Source organism: Labrenzia sp. THAF35, assembly GCF_009363595.1.
Lineage (GTDB): Bacteria > Pseudomonadota > Alphaproteobacteria > Rhizobiales > Stappiaceae > Roseibium > Roseibium algicola.
In genome coordinates, this window is sequence record NZ_CP045380.1 from 3,360,758 (window position 1) to 3,378,719 (window position 17,962).

16 protein-coding genes and 1 riboswitch are annotated in these 17,962 nt (G+C 59.6%); of the genes, 12 read left to right on the forward strand and 4 right to left on the reverse strand.

Going from position 1 to position 17,962, the window contains the following annotated elements:
• Positions 1 to 248 precede the first annotated feature (248 nt).
• Complete coding sequence (locus FIU93_RS15360; RefSeq protein WP_173017338.1) at positions 249 to 1,919, forward strand: long-chain fatty acid--CoA ligase; 1,671 nt, start codon at positions 249 to 251, stop codon at positions 1,917 to 1,919.
• Between the two features lie 166 nt (positions 1,920 to 2,085).
• Here FIU93_RS15360 and FIU93_RS15365 read toward each other — a convergent pair whose 3' ends face one another.
• Positions 2,086 to 2,751, reverse strand: coding sequence for a YafY family protein (locus tag FIU93_RS15365; protein WP_152506078.1), 666 nt, complete (start codon positions 2,749 to 2,751; stop codon positions 2,086 to 2,088).
• Positions 2,752 to 2,887: 136 nt separating this feature from the next.
• Here FIU93_RS15365 and FIU93_RS15370 point away from each other — a divergent pair, with 136 nt between their 5' ends.
• Entirely contained in the window at positions 2,888 to 3,526 is a 639-nt protein-coding gene (locus FIU93_RS15370; RefSeq protein WP_286202197.1) for a hypothetical protein, read from the forward strand.
• 54 nt (positions 3,527 to 3,580) lie between these two features.
• Here FIU93_RS15370 and FIU93_RS15375 read toward each other — a convergent pair whose 3' ends face one another.
• Positions 3,581 to 4,555: a DMT family transporter gene (locus tag FIU93_RS15375; RefSeq protein ID WP_208993892.1), complete on the reverse strand. Its 975-nt coding sequence runs from the start codon at positions 4,553 to 4,555 to the stop codon at positions 3,581 to 3,583.
• A gap of 193 nt (positions 4,556 to 4,748) precedes the next feature.
• Here FIU93_RS15375 and FIU93_RS15380 point away from each other — a divergent pair, with 193 nt between their 5' ends.
• From FIU93_RS15380 to FIU93_RS15410, 7 genes are all read left to right on the forward strand, one after another.
• On the forward strand, positions 4,749 to 5,336 hold the full coding sequence (locus tag FIU93_RS15380) for a VOC family protein (protein WP_152506079.1): 588 nt from the start codon (positions 4,749 to 4,751) through the stop codon (positions 5,334 to 5,336).
• 215 nt (positions 5,337 to 5,551) lie between these two features.
• Positions 5,552 to 6,025, forward strand: coding sequence for a RimK/LysX family protein (locus FIU93_RS15385; RefSeq protein ID WP_208984212.1), 474 nt, complete (start codon positions 5,552 to 5,554; stop codon positions 6,023 to 6,025).
• Between the two features lie 355 nt (positions 6,026 to 6,380).
• Positions 6,381 to 7,286, forward strand: coding sequence for a 30S ribosomal protein S6--L-glutamate ligase (gene rimK / locus FIU93_RS15390; RefSeq protein ID WP_006932769.1), 906 nt, complete (start codon positions 6,381 to 6,383; stop codon positions 7,284 to 7,286).
• Entirely contained in the window at positions 7,283 to 8,344 is a 1,062-nt protein-coding gene (locus FIU93_RS15395) for a succinylglutamate desuccinylase/aspartoacylase family protein (RefSeq protein WP_023000635.1), read from the forward strand. Before rimK ends, FIU93_RS15395 begins: the two co-directional genes overlap by 4 nt.
• A 282-nt stretch (positions 8,345 to 8,626) precedes the next feature.
• Positions 8,627 to 10,924, forward strand: a complete 2,298-nt coding sequence (locus FIU93_RS15400) for a xanthine dehydrogenase family protein molybdopterin-binding subunit (protein WP_152506080.1) — start codon at positions 8,627 to 8,629, stop codon at positions 10,922 to 10,924.
• Positions 10,925 to 11,122: 198 nt separating this feature from the next.
• On the forward strand, positions 11,123 to 12,379 hold the full coding sequence (gene sbmA / locus FIU93_RS15405; RefSeq protein ID WP_023000637.1) for a peptide antibiotic transporter SbmA: 1,257 nt from the start codon (positions 11,123 to 11,125) through the stop codon (positions 12,377 to 12,379).
• A gap of 105 nt (positions 12,380 to 12,484) precedes the next feature.
• Entirely contained in the window at positions 12,485 to 13,486 is a 1,002-nt protein-coding gene (locus tag FIU93_RS15410) for a DMT family transporter (RefSeq protein ID WP_051990128.1), read from the forward strand.
• A gap of 231 nt (positions 13,487 to 13,717) precedes the next feature.
• On the opposite strand, the gene FIU93_RS15415 is transcribed toward FIU93_RS15410, so the two are convergent.
• Both FIU93_RS15415 and FIU93_RS15420 read right to left on the reverse strand, forming a co-directional pair.
• Positions 13,718 to 14,125, reverse strand: a complete 408-nt coding sequence (locus FIU93_RS15415) for a hypothetical protein (RefSeq protein ID WP_023000640.1) — start codon at positions 14,123 to 14,125, stop codon at positions 13,718 to 13,720.
• Positions 14,126 to 14,146: 21 nt separating this feature from the next.
• Complete coding sequence (locus FIU93_RS15420; protein ID WP_023000641.1) at positions 14,147 to 14,383, reverse strand: Lrp/AsnC ligand binding domain-containing protein; 237 nt, start codon at positions 14,381 to 14,383, stop codon at positions 14,147 to 14,149.
• Positions 14,384 to 14,590: 207 nt separating this feature from the next.
• A riboswitch (TPP riboswitch) is annotated at positions 14,591 to 14,701 on the forward strand.
• A gap of 68 nt (positions 14,702 to 14,769) precedes the next feature.
• Between FIU93_RS15420 and FIU93_RS15425 the strand changes: the two genes are divergently transcribed.
• From FIU93_RS15425 to FIU93_RS15435, 3 genes are read left to right on the forward strand one after another with little or no spacing between them, the layout of a single operon-like run.
• Positions 14,770 to 15,543, forward strand: a complete 774-nt coding sequence (locus FIU93_RS15425) for a hydroxyethylthiazole kinase (protein WP_152506081.1) — start codon at positions 14,770 to 14,772, stop codon at positions 15,541 to 15,543.
• A gap of 36 nt (positions 15,544 to 15,579) precedes the next feature.
• Positions 15,580 to 16,386: a bifunctional hydroxymethylpyrimidine kinase/phosphomethylpyrimidine kinase gene (gene thiD / locus FIU93_RS15430; RefSeq protein ID WP_077292415.1), complete on the forward strand. Its 807-nt coding sequence runs from the start codon at positions 15,580 to 15,582 to the stop codon at positions 16,384 to 16,386.
• Between the two features lies 1 nt (position 16,387).
• Positions 16,388 to 17,494, forward strand: coding sequence for a TRAP transporter substrate-binding protein (locus tag FIU93_RS15435; RefSeq protein WP_152506082.1), 1,107 nt, complete (start codon positions 16,388 to 16,390; stop codon positions 17,492 to 17,494).
• The last annotated feature ends 468 nt before the right edge of the window (positions 17,495 to 17,962 follow it).

A 17,962-nucleotide genomic window follows, 5' to 3' on the forward strand; every position in this document is an offset into this window, starting at 1 on the left:
CGGCTCAGCTGGCTTATCTTAAGCGGATGGTTCTTCACGCGCAAAAAAACGACCAGGTGTCGTTACGTCGCGAGTTGACGTGAACGGAAGGTTGCGTCATGTCAGAAGAGACCCAAAGAGGTGACGCCCCATTGGTGGCCGGGCCCTTGAGGAGGACCATTTCGCGGTACGGATTTTGTCCGGATCACGAAATTTCAGGATAAAGGCCCGTCCGCGCAGTGAAGCGATAAAACGCGTTGGAGAACGTAATGACGACTGCGGAGGAGTGGAACGCGGCGTTCAAGCCCCGTCCAGTACACGAGTATCTCGAGACGACCGTTGCCCAATACGGGACCCGTCCTGCCTGTGATTTCATGGGCAAGGTGTGGACTTATGCCGAGTTCGGCGCGCTGGTCGACAGGACGGCAGCCGGACTGCAGGCGATGGGCGTCGGCCCGGGTGTTCACGTCGGCCTGTGCCTGCCAAACACACCTTTCTACACGATCTTCTATTTCGCGGTTCTGAAGATCGGCGCCACGGTCGCCAACTTCAATCCGCTCTACGTCGAGCGCGAACTGTCGTTCCAGGCGCGAGATGCCGATGTGCGCATCATGGTGACCATGGATCTGAAGGTGATCTACGACAAGGTCGAGGAGGTTCGCAGGGAACGGGCGCTCGACAAGATCATCGTCTGCCCGATGGCCTGGTGCCTGCCGACGATCAAGAAGGTGCTGTTCAGTCTGTTCAAGCGAAAGGAACTGGCGGACATTCCCCGTGATGACGCCCACATTCGTTTCGAAGACCTGCAGACGAGGGGAGACAAACCCAAGCCGGTCGCAATCGATCCGGCAAACGATATTGCGGTACTGCAGTATACCGGGGGTACCACCGGCGTTCCCAAGGGCGCGATGCTGACGCACAGAAACCTGTCGGCCAATATCGAGCAGATGCGCTGCGTCTTCGAAAAGGCGCGGCCGGGCGAAGAAAAGATGCTGTGCGTTCTGCCGTTCTTCCACGTCTTCGCAATGACGGTGGGGCAGAACCTGTCAATCATTCTGGGCGCTGAAATGGTGCTGCAGCCGCGCTTTGAGCTGAAGTCACTGCTCGAAGCGGTCAAGCGCAAGAAAGTGACCCTCTTTCCGGGCGTACCGACGATCTACACGGCCATCAACAACTCGCCCATGACGGCGAATTACGATCTGACCAGCATCAGGATCTGCTTGTCGGGCGGCGCGCCTTTGCCGGTGGAGGTCAAGGAAAGCTTTGAAAAGATCACGGGCAGCATTCTGGTGGAAGGGTACGGCCTCACCGAAACGTCGCCAGTTGCCGCGGTCAACCCGCTGGACGACAGTCGCCGGGCGGGGTCCATCGGAAGGCTGGTGCCGGGGACCAGTGCCCGCTTCGTGAGCATCGAGGACCGCGAAACCGTGGTTCCGGCAGGCGAGAAGGGCGAGTTGCTGCTGCATGGGCCCCAGGTGATGAAGGGCTACTGGAAGCGCGAGGACGCGACCGCCGAGACCATCACACAAGACGGCTATCTGCATACGGGTGATGTCGGTTATCAGGATGATGGCGGCTTTATCTATCTGGTCGACAGGATCAAGGACCTGATCCTGTGCTCTGGATACAACGTCTATCCGCGTGTCATCGAGGAAGCGATCTACCAGCACGAGGCCGTGGACGAGACCATCGTCATTGCCGTGCCGGATGCCTATCGCGGCCAGAGCCCGAAGGCCTTCATCAAGTTGAAGGAAGGCCATTCGCTCACCGCCGATGACATGAAGGCCTTCCTGAAGGACCATTTGTCGACGATCGAACTGCCAAGAGACTATGAGTTCCGTGACGAGTTGCCGAAAACCATGGTCGGCAAATTGTCGAAGAAGGAACTGGTCGAGGAAGAATCCCAGAAGCGGGCAGCGGCGGAAGCCCGGAGCGCCTGAGCGCTCCGTTCCTGAAAACACTGGGAGCGCTCTCAATCGAGCGCTTCCGTGCAATGCTTTCTGTCTAAACCGGCACAATTTTCATGTCACGCAGAGCGGGTTTCCACCTGACAAGCAATCACACTGCTGTCGCATATACCCGTTGCAACGAAGCGGCGTGATTGCCTCACAGTGTCTTCAAATAGTCCTGAAATTCCTTGCCCGGCTCCTTCGGAAACCGTGTGTCGGTGATCGCAAATGATGTGATGCGATCGAGCCGGAAATTCCGGAAGCCGTTCCGTACTTCGCACCACGCAGTCAGCACCCAGACACTTTCGAAGGCAGTCAGTCCCAGCGGGCGGGTGAGGCGTTCACTGACGCGGTCTTGCAGGTCGCTGTAGCCGAGTTGCACCTTGCGCCGTTTGCGGATGGCATCGCGCAGCGGGGACAGGGCGTCATGTCCTTGTGCCGAGGAGGCCTTGCCGACCGCGAGCAACGGACGGTTCAGCGAGCGTTCGCCTTCGGAAAGAACAGCTCCAAGCTTGCCGAGCACCCGCTCGGCCGTTTCGCGCATGGTTTTGTCGCCACGTGCCTTGACCATGCGAATGCCGAGCAGGATGACATCGAGCTCGTCCGGATCGAACTGCATTGGCGGCAGAAAATAGCCGCGTTCAAGAACGTAGCCGACACCGCCTTCACCGCGAATGGGCGCGCCCATCGCCTTAAGCGTGGCCATGTCCCGATAAATGGTGCGTTCCGTCACGCCCAGCAGCTCCGCAAGCATGGCGGCCGGAACGGCGTTTCTGCGGCTGCGCAGGGTATCCAGGATGGAAAACAGCCTGATGGTTCGCATGGGTGTCGGTCTCCAGCCGGTTTCTGCAAGGAATTTGCTGCCGCCCTCTTTTGCACGATCATAGCGCATCCCCCTGACAGAAACTGTCTCTGACGCCTTCTATAGAGCTGGCAGCAGAAACACGGAAGGACATCTCATGCTGCGAAAAGAACTGGGACCGATGAAAGTGATGGGGTTTGCTCGCTACGAGGCGAAAGCAGGCGTAGGTGCGCCGGAACTGATAGCGGCCGCCCGCCTGTGGCAGAAGGAATTCCTGAGCAACCAGCCGGGCATCGCCTTTCACTGCTTCTTAGGCAATGCAACAGGCGGTTATGCCGATGCAATTCTGGCAAGGGACGAGGCCAGTTTCGCAGCCATGTCCGAGGCGCATATGCAGGCAGCAAGCTCAAGGGCATTCATGGAACTGCTGGAGCCCGGCAGCATTCGCCTGTGTCTCAACCGTCTGATGAAAGACCTCGAAGCGGTGCCGGACGGATTTTCCGCCATCGAATTCGGTACGTTTCGTCCTAGGGACGACGGCAGCTTTTCAGAAGAGGCGCTGATGGCTGCGTCCGGACGGATCGAGAGGGAGTATCTTGCCCCCTTGCCGGAAACCAGGGCGCATCTGATGGCGCGGGCAGGGGAGGATACCTATTCGGAGATCTGCTTTGTGGAAACGGAAGGTGCTGCCAGGGAGATCTGCGGAGGCTATGTGTCGAACGCGGCCTGTGCGCCGCTATTGAACCTGTTTGATCCCGCCAGCGTCGATCTGGATTTCTGGCACGTGCTTGCCTGAGCCGGCAGGCGATATTATCTCCTGAACCGGCAGGCGACCTTATTGCCTAACGCTCTAGCTATTGTACCCGCGTCCGTCCGAGGCCCTGGCCAGTTTCTGGCCGCGTTTGGCCTCGCGGCGGACCGTGTAGATCGACGCGGCGATGATGACGGCAGCGCCCACCAGTGTTTCCACGCGCGGCCACTGGTGGAACACCAGCGCACCGAAAACGGTGGCATAGAGCAGCCTGGTGTAGTCCAGCGAGGCAATTGCGGTGGCTTCGCCGGCGCGGAATGCCTGGATATTCGCCATCTGGGCCGCCCAGGACACGATGCCGATCCCAAGAAGAATTCCCCATTGTGCCAGGGTCGGGGTCTGCCAGGTCAGGATGGCGGGGATGATCATGATCAGACCGACGCCGAAAGCCTGGTAGGTCAGGATGGTGACCGGGGGATCGGTGCGCGTCAGCAGGCGGACGACAATCATCACCAGGCCGGCACAGGCCGCCCCGGCGATGGCGAGCAGCGCAAAGGGATCGATCAGCCCGTCGCCTTGCGGGCGGAGCATCAGAACAACCCCCAGAAAGCCGACGATGGTGGCACCCCAGCGGTGCACACCGACTGTTTCTCCCAGCAACCAGATGGCGAAGATCGTGAGGAAGAACGTCTTGGAGAAGCTGATTGCCGTGGCATCGGCCAACGGCAGTTCGATGACGGCCGTGAAGCCGCAGAGCATGGCGGTCGCAGCAACCACGATACGGGTCAGCTGAAGTCCGGGACGTTTTGTTGCCAGGGAGGTCGGCAATCCGCTGAGGATCTTCGGGGCAACGATGGCAAGCATGATGCCCTGGCGGATCACCAGGATCTGGAAGACCGTCAGGTCCTTGCCGAGCAGCTTGATCAGGGTGACCATGATCGAGAACAGAAAGGCGGCCAGAAGGATCCAGAGCGCGCCGATGGTGTTCGACGGCAGGTTCTCCGTCAGGCTGGTCACCTTGCGCCGAAGACGGTTGCCGGTTGCCTCGGAAGGCTCCGGCTGTTGGGTGGGCATGTCCATCGTGAATCCTTGCCGGAGGGTATGCGGATGCGGCGGCGCATTGGAGCCGGAGCACAGGCAAGACTCGGATAAGGCTGTTTGTTGCAGTTGAAACAAGCTTAGCGCTTTTCGCCGAGAAGGAAAGAGGGCGGCTGTTTGCCATCGCCAGCAGATGCAATTTAAACTGCGCCGAACGGGGAGGACATCCATGGAAAAAATCCAGACGCAGGGCGTGCATCACATCACTCTTGTCGGGGCCGACAGGCAGACTTCCATCGATTTCTGGGAAGGGCTGCTGGGAATGCCTTTCGTGTTCGAGCAGCCCAATCTGGACAATGAAAACCAGAGCCATCTGTATTTCGATCCGGGCGATGGCCGTCTCATCACGATCTTCACCAACGAAGACCGCAAACCGGACCCGGAGCCGGCTCCCCAGACAATCGGCTGCGTTCACCACCTGGCACTTGCCGTATCGCAGGCAACCTTTCGGCAGATTGCCGAGCGGCTTGATGCACGCGGCATATCGCACAGCGGTCCGAAGGATCGCGGCTTCATGGATTCCATCTATTTCCGTGACCCGCTCGGGCTGCTGATCGAACTGGCCAGCTATCGCTTCGTGCCACCGGAAGGCGTGGCCATGGGCGAGGTCATGCTGGAAGCACACAAGATCCGGGTGGCGCGGGGTGACTACAACATTCAGGAAGTCCATCTTGCCGATGCCATCGAGCAGTTGACGCGCGAAACGAGACGCAGCCTGTCTGACGACCGGCGCCCGAAGAACCCGTACAAGCGGTAGGGCGTCATCCGGGTGGTGCACCTGCCAGACGTTCTTTGCACCCGCTCGCAAATTCGCTTGCGCGCCGATGTGAATCATGATGATGAGCTGCGTCCGAAATCTTGTTTTCAGACCGGACCGCAACCTCAGTTGCGCTCTCCGGCGGGCCATGCAATGCTCGGTTAACAAGGTCGTTTGGGAAAGGCCCCAGCAAGGGGGCTCCAGGGTTTTTTTGAATGACAATGGCTAAGAAGGGGCGTCCCTTGGCCGCTGCCGATATCATCGGCTGGCGTGAAATCGTGAGCCTTCCCGAACTGGGCGTTTTCGATATGCGTGCCAAGATCGACACTGGCGCACGCACCTCGGCGCTCCATGCCGAAGAACAGGAAGTGTTCGAACGCGACGGCCGGACCTGGGTACGTTTCCGGGTGCCTGCCTCGCGTCATCACAGCGATTTCCGGGCGGAGGTTCCGGTTCTGGACGAGCGCAACATCAAGAACACCAGCGGTGTTCCCGAACGGCGCATTGTCATCCGGACGTTACTTCATCTTGGAAAACATCACTGGCATGTGGATGTGTCGCTGGCGGACAGGTCGAACATGGGGTTCGACATGATCCTCGGCCGGACGGCGATCAGGCGGCACAACGTGCTGGTGCATGCAGGCCGGTCTTTCCTGGCGGGAAAGCCCGCGCTGGCAACAAAACACTAGGGTGTGGACCCATAAATGAAGATGAAATGGTTTGAGGTGGATTGGTCTTCCTCAAGGCGCGGAAGCGCAGGAAATGTGGCCCATTTTCAAGCTTTCGCAACGCTGAGGAGGACCAATCCGGTCAAATCCGAAGGACATGAAAATGGCTTCACCGCGCGTCGTCAGCGTGCTTGACCGGGCAGAAAGCCCGCTCCGCGCACACTTCCTAACGCGATTTTGCCATTTTTCATGCCATTTCGTCTTCATTTATGGGTCCACACCCTAAGCTGCGCGTTTAAGCGGCAGGAAACAATCACTGAAAATTCGGTGTCGCAACACCGGTCGGAACGAGGCTGAGACCGAGGGACTTGAACCAATGAAAATTGCTATGATGGCACGGAATCCCGAGCTCTATTCGCACAAGCGCCTGAAGGACGCTGCCGAGGAGCGCGGTCACGAACTGGAAATCATCAACACCCTGCGCTGCTACATGAACATCGCCTCGCGGCGGCCGGAAATCTATTACAACGGCAGCAAGCTGACCGGCTTCGACGCCGTGATTCCGAGGATCGGCGCATCGGTCACTTTTTACGGTCTGGCCGTGTTGCGTCAGTTCGAGATGATGGGCGTCTATCCGCTGAACGAATCCGTTGCCATCGGACGGTCGCGCGACAAGCTTCGCTCGATGCAGCTGCTTGCCCGCGACGGGATCGGCCTGCCGGTTACGACCTTCGCCCACGATCCGAAGATGACCGAGGAAGTGCTGGCGACCGCTGGCGGTGCCCCGGTGGTGATCAAGCTGCTGGAAGGCACGCAGGGCATCGGTGTGGTTCTTGCCGATACAGAGCGGTCTGCCAAGTCGGTGATCGAGGCGTTTCGCGGTGCCAACGTGAACATCCTGGTGCAGGAATTCATCAAGGAAGCCGGCGGCACCGACATCCGTGCGCTGGTGGTTGGCGGCAAGGTGATTGCGGCCATGAAGCGGACGGGTGCGGAGGGCGAATTCCGTTCCAACCTGCACCGCGGCGGCAGTGCGGCCGCCATCAAGATTTCTCCCGAGGAACGTTCGACCGCCATTCGCGCGGCAAAGACCATGGGGCTGAACGTCTGCGGTGTCGATATGCTGCGGTCCAACCATGGCCCGGTGGTGATGGAGGTCAACTCCTCGCCCGGGCTGGAGGGCGTTGAAAAGGCAACGGGTATTGATGTTGCCGGCAAGATCATCGACTTTATTGCCAAGAATGCCCAGGTTGGCAAAACCAAGACCAAGGGACGCGGTTGACCACAAAAGTGAAAGCCTTCGAGATCGGCGACCACAAGATCGCACCGGGAACCCGGCGTACGATCGATCTGCCGGTCAGCGTGCTGTCGGACCACACGCCGGTGACGATGTCCGTGCATGTCCTGCATGGAAGCAAACCCGGGCCGGTCATGTTCGTCAGTGCGGCCGTGCATGGTGACGAGGTCATCGGTGTGGAGATCGCACGCCGTGTCCTGAAAGCGCCACAGCTCGAAATCCAGGAACTGGACAAGCTGAAGGGTACGCTGATGGTCATCCCGATCGTCAACGCGTTCGGTTTTCTGAACCATTCGCGCTATCTGCCCGACCGACGTGACCTGAACCGCTCGTTCCCCGGTAGCCTGCGCGGCTCGCTGGCCGGGCGGCTGGCGCATCTTTTCATGAGCGAGATCGTCAACCGGTCCGATTATGGCATCGACCTGCATTCGGCGGCCATTCACCGGACCAACCTGCCGCAGATCCGCGTTTCGCCTTCACGGGCAGACACGCTGTCGCTCGCGAAAGCTTTCGGTGCTCCGGTCATCCTGACTTCCAAGGTGCGTGATGGGTCTTTGCGACAGGCCGCACAGCTGAAGGGAACCGACGTTCTGGTGTTCGAGGCGGGCGAAGGCCTGCGGTTTGACGAAATGGCGATCAGGGCCGGCGTTTCCGGCGTCTTGCGCGTGATGCGCTCCTTGAAGATGTTGGGCGCCAAGGGCATCACGCGGCCAAAGGCCCGCTCGATCCTCAGCAAGACGAGCTACTGGGTCCGTTCGCCGGCCGGTGGATTGTTGCGGCCGTTCAAATCGGTCGGCGATGTTGTCGAACCCGGTATGCTGCTTGGCATCACCTCTGATCCGTTCGGCGAGAAGGAACGGAACGTGCTGGCCGAACTGGGCGGGCTCATTGTGGGCAGAACCAACCTTCCGGTGGTCAACGAAGGGGACGGGCTGTTTCATATCGCCGAGTTCAACGAACGATACGACGCTGAAACGACCCTCGACAGCCTGGCTTCCCAGCTTGAGGCCGATCCGCTGTTCGACGAAGACGAAATCATCTAGAGGCGGCTTGGTTTCAGCGTTTCTCCGCGTGTACAGCAGCTCACCCACCTATCGCATGCTCCTGAGGAGGGGCTGGCTCGTGTTGATGGATGGGCCACCGGCACCGAATGAGCAAGCCGTCTCAGCCCCCACAGCTTGCCCGGAAAAACAATTGTGCGAAGCAGAATTGTCCAAACCTCTGGCCACGTCGGCTTTCGGGCACTATGTTGAACAAAACCGGCGCTCCCGGCGCGTGGATATTTCCCAAGGGAAAGTCTTCCCAAAAAAAGCAGGTCCAGATTCATGAACCAGATGGTCACTCCGAAGTTCGGTGTTGGCGCCCCATTGCGCCGCAAGGAAGATGAGCCGCTCATAACGGGCAAGGGCATCTATACGGGCGATTACATGCCGGAAGGCTGCCTGCACGGGGTCGTCGTTCGGTCCGCCATGGCACATGCGAGCATCAGCCTTGGAAATGTAGACGAGATCCGTGAGATGGACGGTGTCCGGCTGGTGCTCAGCGGAGCCGAGCTGGAAGGCCGGACGATGCCTTGCCGGGCGCGTCCGAAGCAGATCGACGGCTCCAATTTCGCAGCGCCCGATCAGCCTGTCCTGTGCTCCGACGAAGTACGCTATGTGGGCGATGCGATTGCCTTCATCGTCGCGGACGATGTCAACGCAGCCCGGAATGCCGCCGAGATGCTGGAAATCGACTACGACCCGCTGGACGTTGTCGTCGGGATCGAGCAGGCCCTTGCACCGGACGCCGTGAAGGTCTGGCCGGAGTTCGGCACCAACGTTGCCTTCACATACGGTCAGGGTGATCAGTCCAAGACCGACGCTGCCTTCGAAAAGGCTGACAAGGTCGTTTCCATCGACGTCGTCAACAACCGGATCGTCGCCAACTACATGGAACTGCGTGGCTGCGTTGCCGAATTCGACGCTGCGAGTGATCGGTTCAAGCTGACGGTCGGCACCCAGGGCGGTCACGGACTGCGTGACATCATCTGCAGCATTCTGGATCTGGAAGCTGACAAACTGCAGGTGATCACGCCGGAAGTCGGTGGTGGCTTCGGTACCAAGATGTTCTGCTACCGCGAATACCCGCTGAGCATGGTCGCGGCTCGCGAACTTGGACGGCCAGTGCGCTGGACGGGTGAGCGCATGGACCACTTCGTGACGGATGCACATGGCCGGGACAACGTCACCCACGCGGAACTGGCGCTGGACGTCGATTGCCGGATCCTGGGGCTCAAGGTGCACGTCAAGGCTGCCATGGGTGCCTATCTGCACCAGTTCGGCCCGTTCATTCCCTTCGTCGGCACATCGATGACCTCCGGTCTCTACGACATTCCGGCCGTCTTTGCGAAGGTCGAGGGCGTCTACATGCACACGGTGCCGACGGATGCCTTCCGCGGCGCGGGCCGTCCGGAAGCTGCCTATCTGATCGAGCGCCTGATCGAGAAGGCGGGAGAGGAAACCGGTGTCGGATCGGTAGAGATCCGCAGGCGCAATTTCATCAAGCCGGAGCAACTGCCTTACACGACCCAGACCGGGCGAATGTACGACACCGGCGATTTTTCCGGCCATCTGCAAAAGGCGCTGGAAGTTGCCGACTGGGACGGCTTCAAGGCCCGGCAGGACGACAGTGCGAAGCACGGCAAGTACCGCGGCATCGGCATCTGTTCCTATATCGAGGCCTGTGCCTTCCCTGGCAGCGAGGAAGCCACCCTTGAGCTCAACGACAAGGGTACGTTGACGTTGCTGATCGGTACGCAGACCAACGGCCAGGGCCATGCGACGGCCTACAGCCAGGTCATCGCGGAACAGTTCGGCATCTCCATCGAGGACATCGACGTTATCCAGGGCGACACCGACCGGGTGCGCAAGGGGGGCGGCACGGGTGGGTCGCGCTCCATCCCCATCGGCCTGCCGTCTGTCCGCGATGCTGGCATTGCGCTGGTCAAGAAGGTGAAGGAACTTGCCGCTGATCGGCTTGAGGCCGGGATCGAGGATCTTGAACTCGACGGTGGCATGGTTCGTGTGGTCGGAACCGACCAGCAGGTGACACTAGCCGAGATTGCGGCAGGCGCCGGGGAAACTCTGACCGCCCGCGAAGAGGTCAATCAGACCGAGGCGACCTATCCGAACGGCACCCATGTGTGCGAGGTGGAAATCGATCCGGATACCGGTGACGTTGCCATCGTCAACTACGTGATCGTCGATGATTTCGGTGTCACGGTGAACCCGCTTCTTCTGGCAGGTCAGGTGCATGGCGGTGCGGCCTCCGCACTCAGCCAGGCTCTGTGCGAACAGACGATCTACGACGAAGACGGCCAGCTTCTGACGGCTTCGCTGCTCGACTACCGCATGATCCGTGCAGCAGACCTGCCGGACATTCACTTCGAGACCCGCAACGTTCCTTCGACCACCAATGCCATGGGCATCAAGGGCGCGGGTGAAGCGGGAACCATCGGCGGCTGTGCATCGGTCATGAATGCGGTGCAGAAGGCGCTGAAGGACGGGGCAGGGGTCAGCGAGCTGATCGACATGCCGGCGACCCCGCTTCGCGTGTGGGAAGCCATCCAGGCAGCAAAATAACGGAAACTGAAAAAGGCGCCCTTTCGAGGCGCCTTTTATCTTTCAGGCAGCAAGTTGACACCGGTAAAGCCCGGTTCTCAAGATTGTGTCTGTGGTTTCTTTTAAATAAACGTATGAATTATCCGGTTCTTGCCGCAATCTTGCGGTTCATCGGTGCGTGGCGCGAATCCTTCCGCTTCAAGAAATAGGATCCTCCCGTTGTTTCAGTCCTTCTTTCCCAAGCCCAAACTTTTCTTCCTGTCTGCCTTCCTCTGGTCACTCGCCGCAATCCTTGCCTGGTACGGGTTTGCTGAAGGACTGACAGAAACACTGGGCTTCGGCACGCCGCCACAGGGTGAGCAACCACCCATCGGGCTGCCCTATTTCGTCACACCTGATTTTCTTTGGTTCTATATCTATTACGGCATCTGCACGCTGCTCTTCGGCGGTTTCTGGTGGATGTTCTCTCGCGACCACCGCTGGCAGATCTGGTCGATCTGGGGCTCGTCCCTGATCATTTTCATGACCTACTACAGCGTTCAGGTGTCAGTCGCGATCAACAACTGGCGCAGACCGTTCTTCGATACGCTGCAAAACGCGCTCAATGGAGAGGAAAGCGGTGTCACCGCAGCAGACTTCTACAACCTGATGCTGATCTTCGCGCAGATTACATCGGTCTGGGTCATTCTCTATATCTTCACGCGCTTCTTCGTCAGCCACTACGTCTTCCGCTGGCGCACGGCGATGAACGACTACTACGTCGAAAAGTGGTCGAATGTGCGCCACATCGAAGGTGCCTCGCAGCGTATTCAGGAAGACACGATGCGCTTTGCTTCCATCATGGAAGGGCTTGGCGTTGCATTCATCGACTCGATCATGACACTGATTGCCTTCTTGCCGGTGCTGTTTGCGCTTTCAAGTCATGTCTCGTCCCTGCCGATCGTAGGCGAAATTCCGGCGCCATTGTTCACCGCGGCAATCATCTGGTCGCTGTTTGGGACGGTTTTGCTCGGCCTTGTCGGAATCAAGCTGCCCGGACTGGAGTTCCACAACCAGCGCGTTGAGGCAGCCTACCGTAAGGAACTTGTGTACGGGGAAGATCATGAAGATCGCGCCAATCCGGCGACCTTGCGCGAGCTGTTCGGTTTTGTCCGTCAAAACTATTTCCGGCTCTACTTCCACTATCTCTATTTTAACCTGGCCCGCGGCATTTACCTTCAGTCGGACAACATCTTCTCCTATTTCATCCTCATTCCGACGATTGTGGTGGGCAAGATCACCTTTGGTATCGTGCAGCAAATCCTGACGGCCTTCAGCCAGGTGTCCTCGTCCTTCCAGTTCCTGGTGAATTCCTGGACGACGATCATCGAGCTCCTGTCCATCTACAAACGTCTGAAAGGCTTTGAGGTCTCCATTGCCGAGCGGGAGCTCGCGGTTGCCGGCGGCACCACTCCTGAACCGGGGGCGCAAGCTTAAGGTCAGGTCTGCGCAAGACGTTCAAGCCAGTTTTCTGTCCCGGCGGTTCCGCGGTCCGACGCACCGCCCGTGGCTTCATGAAGAGCGCCGGGCCTGGAAGTTGTCATGGCGTTCTTGAGCCAGAAGTCCCGTTTCTCCGGACCTCCGGCGCCCACCGGGATGACCCGGCAGGCACCTCTTATCGGAATATCGCTGAAAGTAGCCTCCACCATGGTGTTCTTCGTCATGGCAACGGCCCTCAAGATCGCCGCCGAGACGGTGCCGATCGGTGAGCTTGTGTTCGCACGGAATTTCTTCGGGCTGTTTCCGGTGCTGATCATGGTGGCGATGCGCCGGGAGTTGGGGCTCGCCTTTCGAACGGCCAACCCGCTGGGACATCTTACCCGGGCGTCCGTCGGCCTGACGGCGATGGTTTGCGGCTTCACCGCGTTGTCTCTGCTGCCCTTGCCGGATGCGACGGCGATCGGCTTTGCATCGCCGCTCTTCGTGGTGGTGCTGGCGTTTCTGCTCCTTGGCGAAAAGGTGCGGGTCTATCGCTGGAGCGCAGTAGGTGTCGGCTTTGTCGGCATTCTGGTTGTGCTGTCACCGCATCTGGGTGACGCGGAGTTGGACAGCAACTCGATGATCGGGGCCTTGATCGGCCTGACAGGAGCCGGCTTTGCCGCGCTCGCCATGATCACCGTGCGCAAGTTGTGCGAGACGGAGCGCACGTCCACGATCGTTACCTGGTTTGCGGGCATGTCGTCCGTATTGTCGCTGCTCACGCTGCCGTTGGGCTTTTTGCTGCCGGGTCAGGCCTGGATCATTCCGGACCTGCCCACGGCAGGTCTGCTTCTGCTGATCGGCCTTGCAGGCGGTGTCGGCCAGATCCTGCTGACGCAGAGCTACCGGTTCGCGGATGCCTCCACCATTGCCCCGTTCGACTATGTCAACATGCTGTGGGCGATCATTGTCGGTTGGGTAGTGTTCAGCGAAACGCCTTTGCCTGCAGTGGTGCTGGGGGCGCTGATCGTGATTGCCGCCGGTATTTTCGTCATCTACCGCGAGCACAAGCTCGGGCTGGACCGGACAAAGGCACGCCGGGCGTCATCGCCCTCGCGTTCGTAGGGGGAGAGACAAGAGGGCAGGTCCCGCTGTCTTCCCCGTCATTCCGGACAAGCACAGCAATGCTGTGCACCGATCCGGAATCCAGACTTATTTCGCGCCTTAGGCGCGGCATTAAACAAAGAGAGAAGAGTTCGCTTTGCTCACGCTGATGCGCTGGATCCCGGATCGGCACGCAGCTTTACTGCGCTTGTCCGGAATGACGGCGAATGCGGGTGGTTTCCGAAATCGGCCTTACTGCGACTTGTATTCGAACCGCTCAACAGCGCTCTTGGTGCCGTCCTTGAAGATCAGCTGCACGCTGATCGACTGGGCCGACCCCAGGGGCAGCTCCAGATAGGGCTTGTCCTTCAGAACGACATTCTGGTTGTCCGGGTCACAGGCTTCCAGTTGCCATTCCTGCTCAATCGGGTCGTCGTTCAATCCGTAGAAGACATAGTCGATGCCGCACTTCCAGGATTCCAGGTGGGTGAAATAGATCAGCTCCTGGCCCTGCCAGTCGCGGAATGACACCCAGTTGGCTTTGGTAAGGTCCAGGATCTGCTTGATCTGCTCCGGCGGCATGCCTTGCGCGGACGCGGTCGAGCCGATCGGAGCAAGAGCGAGGGGCAGGCAAAGGGCGGCGATTTTAATGAGTTTCATGGAAAATTTCCGGGTCTGAGTTCAGAAGGCCTTGAAGGTAATGATGGTTTTGGTGTCCTGAATGCCGTCGATCGGGTGGACCTTCTCGTTCACGAAGTGGCCAATGTCCGAGCCGTCGTCGACATAGAATTTCACCAGAAGATCGTAGTCGCCGGAGGTGGAGTAGACTTCGGACGCAATTTCCGCATCGGCGATCGCATTGGCGACCTGGTAGGTCTTGCCCAACTGGCATTTGATCATCACGAAAAACGGTACCATGGGGCGCTCCGGGCAGTTGGTGTTTGAAGGGGGTGAACGTGTCACCTGAACCATCAGCCGGGCTGTTCGGTCAGCCAAACATGCCGGGCAACAGATTCACGAAAGCAGACTAGGACATCGCCTATCTCCTCCCGCCAGTCAATTGCCGAGTAGCCGCTCTGCACAAGGCGGGTCTTGCAATCGCACGGCCGGCTTGTTAGCAGTGCAATCATCTCATGGGGGTGCCCGGCCATCCTGGACCGGGCTGAGAGGCGGCCTGCCAACTCCTTGAACCTGATCCGGCTGATACCGGCGGAGGGATTTGAGATCATGATGCACACACCACTCCCTTCAACACGTCTTTTCCGGAATACCGGCAACGGGCTTTCTGTCGCAGGAGAGCCGTCATGAGCCTTTCCGTCGCTGCTTCCACACAGGCCCTGAGCGCCGAACAGGTCTTCACCCTTCTGGAAAGGGTGCGGCAGAAAACGCCGCGCGTTCACGCCATCACAAACGCGGTCGCCCAGAGTTTCACCGCCAATGTGCTGCTTGCGCTCGGTGCCGTTCCTTCCATGACCATCGCGCGGGAGGAAGTTGCCGCCTTTGCCGGCGGGGCTGATGCGCTGCTGGTGAACCTCGGCACCCTCGACGAGGAACGCCGTGCGGCCATTCCGCTGGCGATCGAAGCTGCCAGGACTGCCGGACGTCCGGTTTGTGTCGATCCGGTTTTCGTCAACCGGTCTCCCGTGCGCTGCGCCTATGCACGCGAATTGCTGGGCCTGAAGCCGGATCTGGTGCGGCTCAATCCGGAAGAACTCAACGCTCTCTTGCCGGAGCGGGCGGATGCTGATGCATTGATCGAGGCCGGAACGGTTTTTGCGGTTACCGGCCCAGAAGACAGGGTCGAGAGCCGCGGCGAGGATTTCCTGCTGCGCGACGGCGATCCACTGATGTCACGCGTGACGGCCACCGGCTGTGCCGGCGGTGCGGTTCTGGCGGCGTTCCTGAGTATCGAAAAGGACAGGGCGCTTGCAGCTGCTTGCGGACTGTCCGTCTTCAACATTGCCGGCGAAATCGCTGCCGGCCGGTCAGGCGGGCCAGGCAGTCTGGTGCCGGAGTTGCTCGACGCACTCTATTGCCTGACTGACCGCGACATTGAAGCCCGTCTCAAGACCGGCTGACGCAGGCTTTTCGGCATCTACTCCCAGGAGGTTCCCATGACCGCAATTGCGGTAACCATTGCAGGATCGGATTCCGGCGGCGGAGCCGGCATTCAGGCTGATCTCAAGACCTTTTCCGCAAACGGCGTCTTTGGTGCCAGTGTTATTGCAGCCCTGACGGCGCAGAACACGCTCGGCGTCAGCGCCATCCATGATGTGCCGCCGGAGTTCGTGCGGGCCCAGATGACAGCCGTCTTCTCGGACCTTGCCGTCAAGGCGACAAAGATCGGCATGCTGTCGCGTGTCGATACGATCGAGGTGGTAGCTGAGGGGCTTCGGGCACATGAGACAGGCCCGGTTGTGCTCGACCCGGTGATGGTGGCTGCCTCCGGTGACCCGTTGCTTGCCGACAGTGCGGTCGACACGCTGATTGCCTTGCTGCTGCCGCTGGCCGATATTGTTACCCCGAACCTGCATGAAGCTGCCCGCATGTTGCAGGGCGATGTTGCCGCTGACGAAACGCAAATGCAGGCGCAGGCAGAACGTCTGCTCGGTCTTGGAGCCAACGCGGTTCTGCTCAAGGGCGGGCACGGGTCTGGCGCGAATAGCGCCGATCTGCTTCTGGATCGCAACGGCAATGCGGTCTGGCTCAGGTCAGAGCGGATCAAGACCGACAACACGCATGGCACCGGTTGCACCCTGTCATCCGCGATTGCCTCAGGTCTCGCCAAGGGGCAGGACATGGAAGCGGCCGTCAGGTCCGCCAAGTCCTATATTCAGGCTGCCATCGCCGCTGCCGACACGCTTCACATTGGCAGTGGTCACGGGCCAGTCCATCATTTCCACGCGTTCTGGAGCAAGTGAGATGACCGATCAGCCAAAAACCGAAACCGGACGGATCAGCCGTCGCGGACTTCTGGGGGCTTCCGCCGCCGCCGGTGCAAGCGCATTGGCCGCCCCGGCGGTGGCGCAGGAGCAGGCGACGCTGGAATGGAAGATGGTCACATCCTGGCCAAAGAACCTGCCGGGGCCCGGGGTCACGGCGCAGCGCATTGCCGACAGGATCGAGCTGATGTCCGGTGGTCGCCTGCGCGTTCGGCTTTATGCTGCAGGGGAACTGGTGCCGGCTCTGGGCGTGTTCGAGGCGGTCTCGGCGGGGACGGCGCAGATGGCGCACACGGCCTCGTTTTTCTGGCAGGGCAAGATCCCTGCTTCTGTCTATTTCACGGCGATCCCTTTTGGTTTGCTGCCGCATGAGCATATCACCTGGATTGAGCAGGGGGGCGGCCAGTCGCTCTGGGACGAGCTTTATGCCCCGTTCGGACTAAGGCCCGTTATGGCCGGCAACACCGGCGTTCAGATGGGGGGCTGGTTCAAGCGCGAAATCAACACTCTTGACGATCTCAAGGGGCTGAAGATCCGCATGCCGGGCCTTGGCGGCGAAGTGATGCACCGGCTTGGGGCGACGCCTGTCAGCCTGCCGCCTGCAGAGTTGTTCCAGGCGTTGGACAGCGGCGTGCTGGACGCCACCGAATTCCTGGGTCCCTGGTCGGACAGGGCAATGGGGTTCCAGAAGGCGGCAAAGTCCTACTACACGCCGGGGTTCCATGAACCCAACGGCACCGGTGAAGCGCTTTTCAACAAGGTGGCGCTGGAAGGCCTGCCGGAAGACCTTGGCGCCATTGTTCTGGAGGCCTGCAAGGCAGAAAACGGCCGCTCGCTAGCAGAAAGCGATTGGGAGAATGCAGGCGCACTGAAGCTTCTGCAGGAAGAGGACGGCGTTACCGTCCGTCCTTATCCGGACGACGTTCTGGATGCTTTGCGGGAGACTTCGGCAGTCGTGCTGTCCGAGTTCGCGAGCAAGGATGCGCTTAGCCAGAGGATCTACGACAGTCATATGGCTGCGCGGGCGCGCCTTGCCCCCTGGAGTGACGTTGCCATGCGCCGCTTCCTCGAAGCTCGCGACAGCTAGGCTTGCCGCTTGAGGCTGTAAGCAACGAATGGAGTGCGGTCCTGGACCGTCTCTTTCTGCGAGCCGGTGCAACCCACCGGTTCGCAGCTTGCAACCTGCCTTGCCGGAAGAGCGGTAATTGACCGGGCGGTAGGGCGTCGCCTGCTGACAAACATCCTGACAAAAATTCAATTTCGAATGGAAAGGCTACCGTGCAGTGGTGTGCCGACACGGTTTCCGTTAGGAAAGGTGATTGGCGTTTTTACCAAGGAATATCAAGGGACTTGTCCTACAAAAGATCCACATTCCGTCACGAAACCTGTGGCAAAGCCGCAACGATTCACTGTTAAATTACGTTATCGGAAACTGACATTTCGAGTGCCTGTTTTTTAGGCAAATGTCTGAAAGTGTGTCGGTGTGATGACGAACAGACTCTGAACCTGTCGTTTTTGAAGTGTTTTGAATGTCTACGCAGCAATACCTACCAGA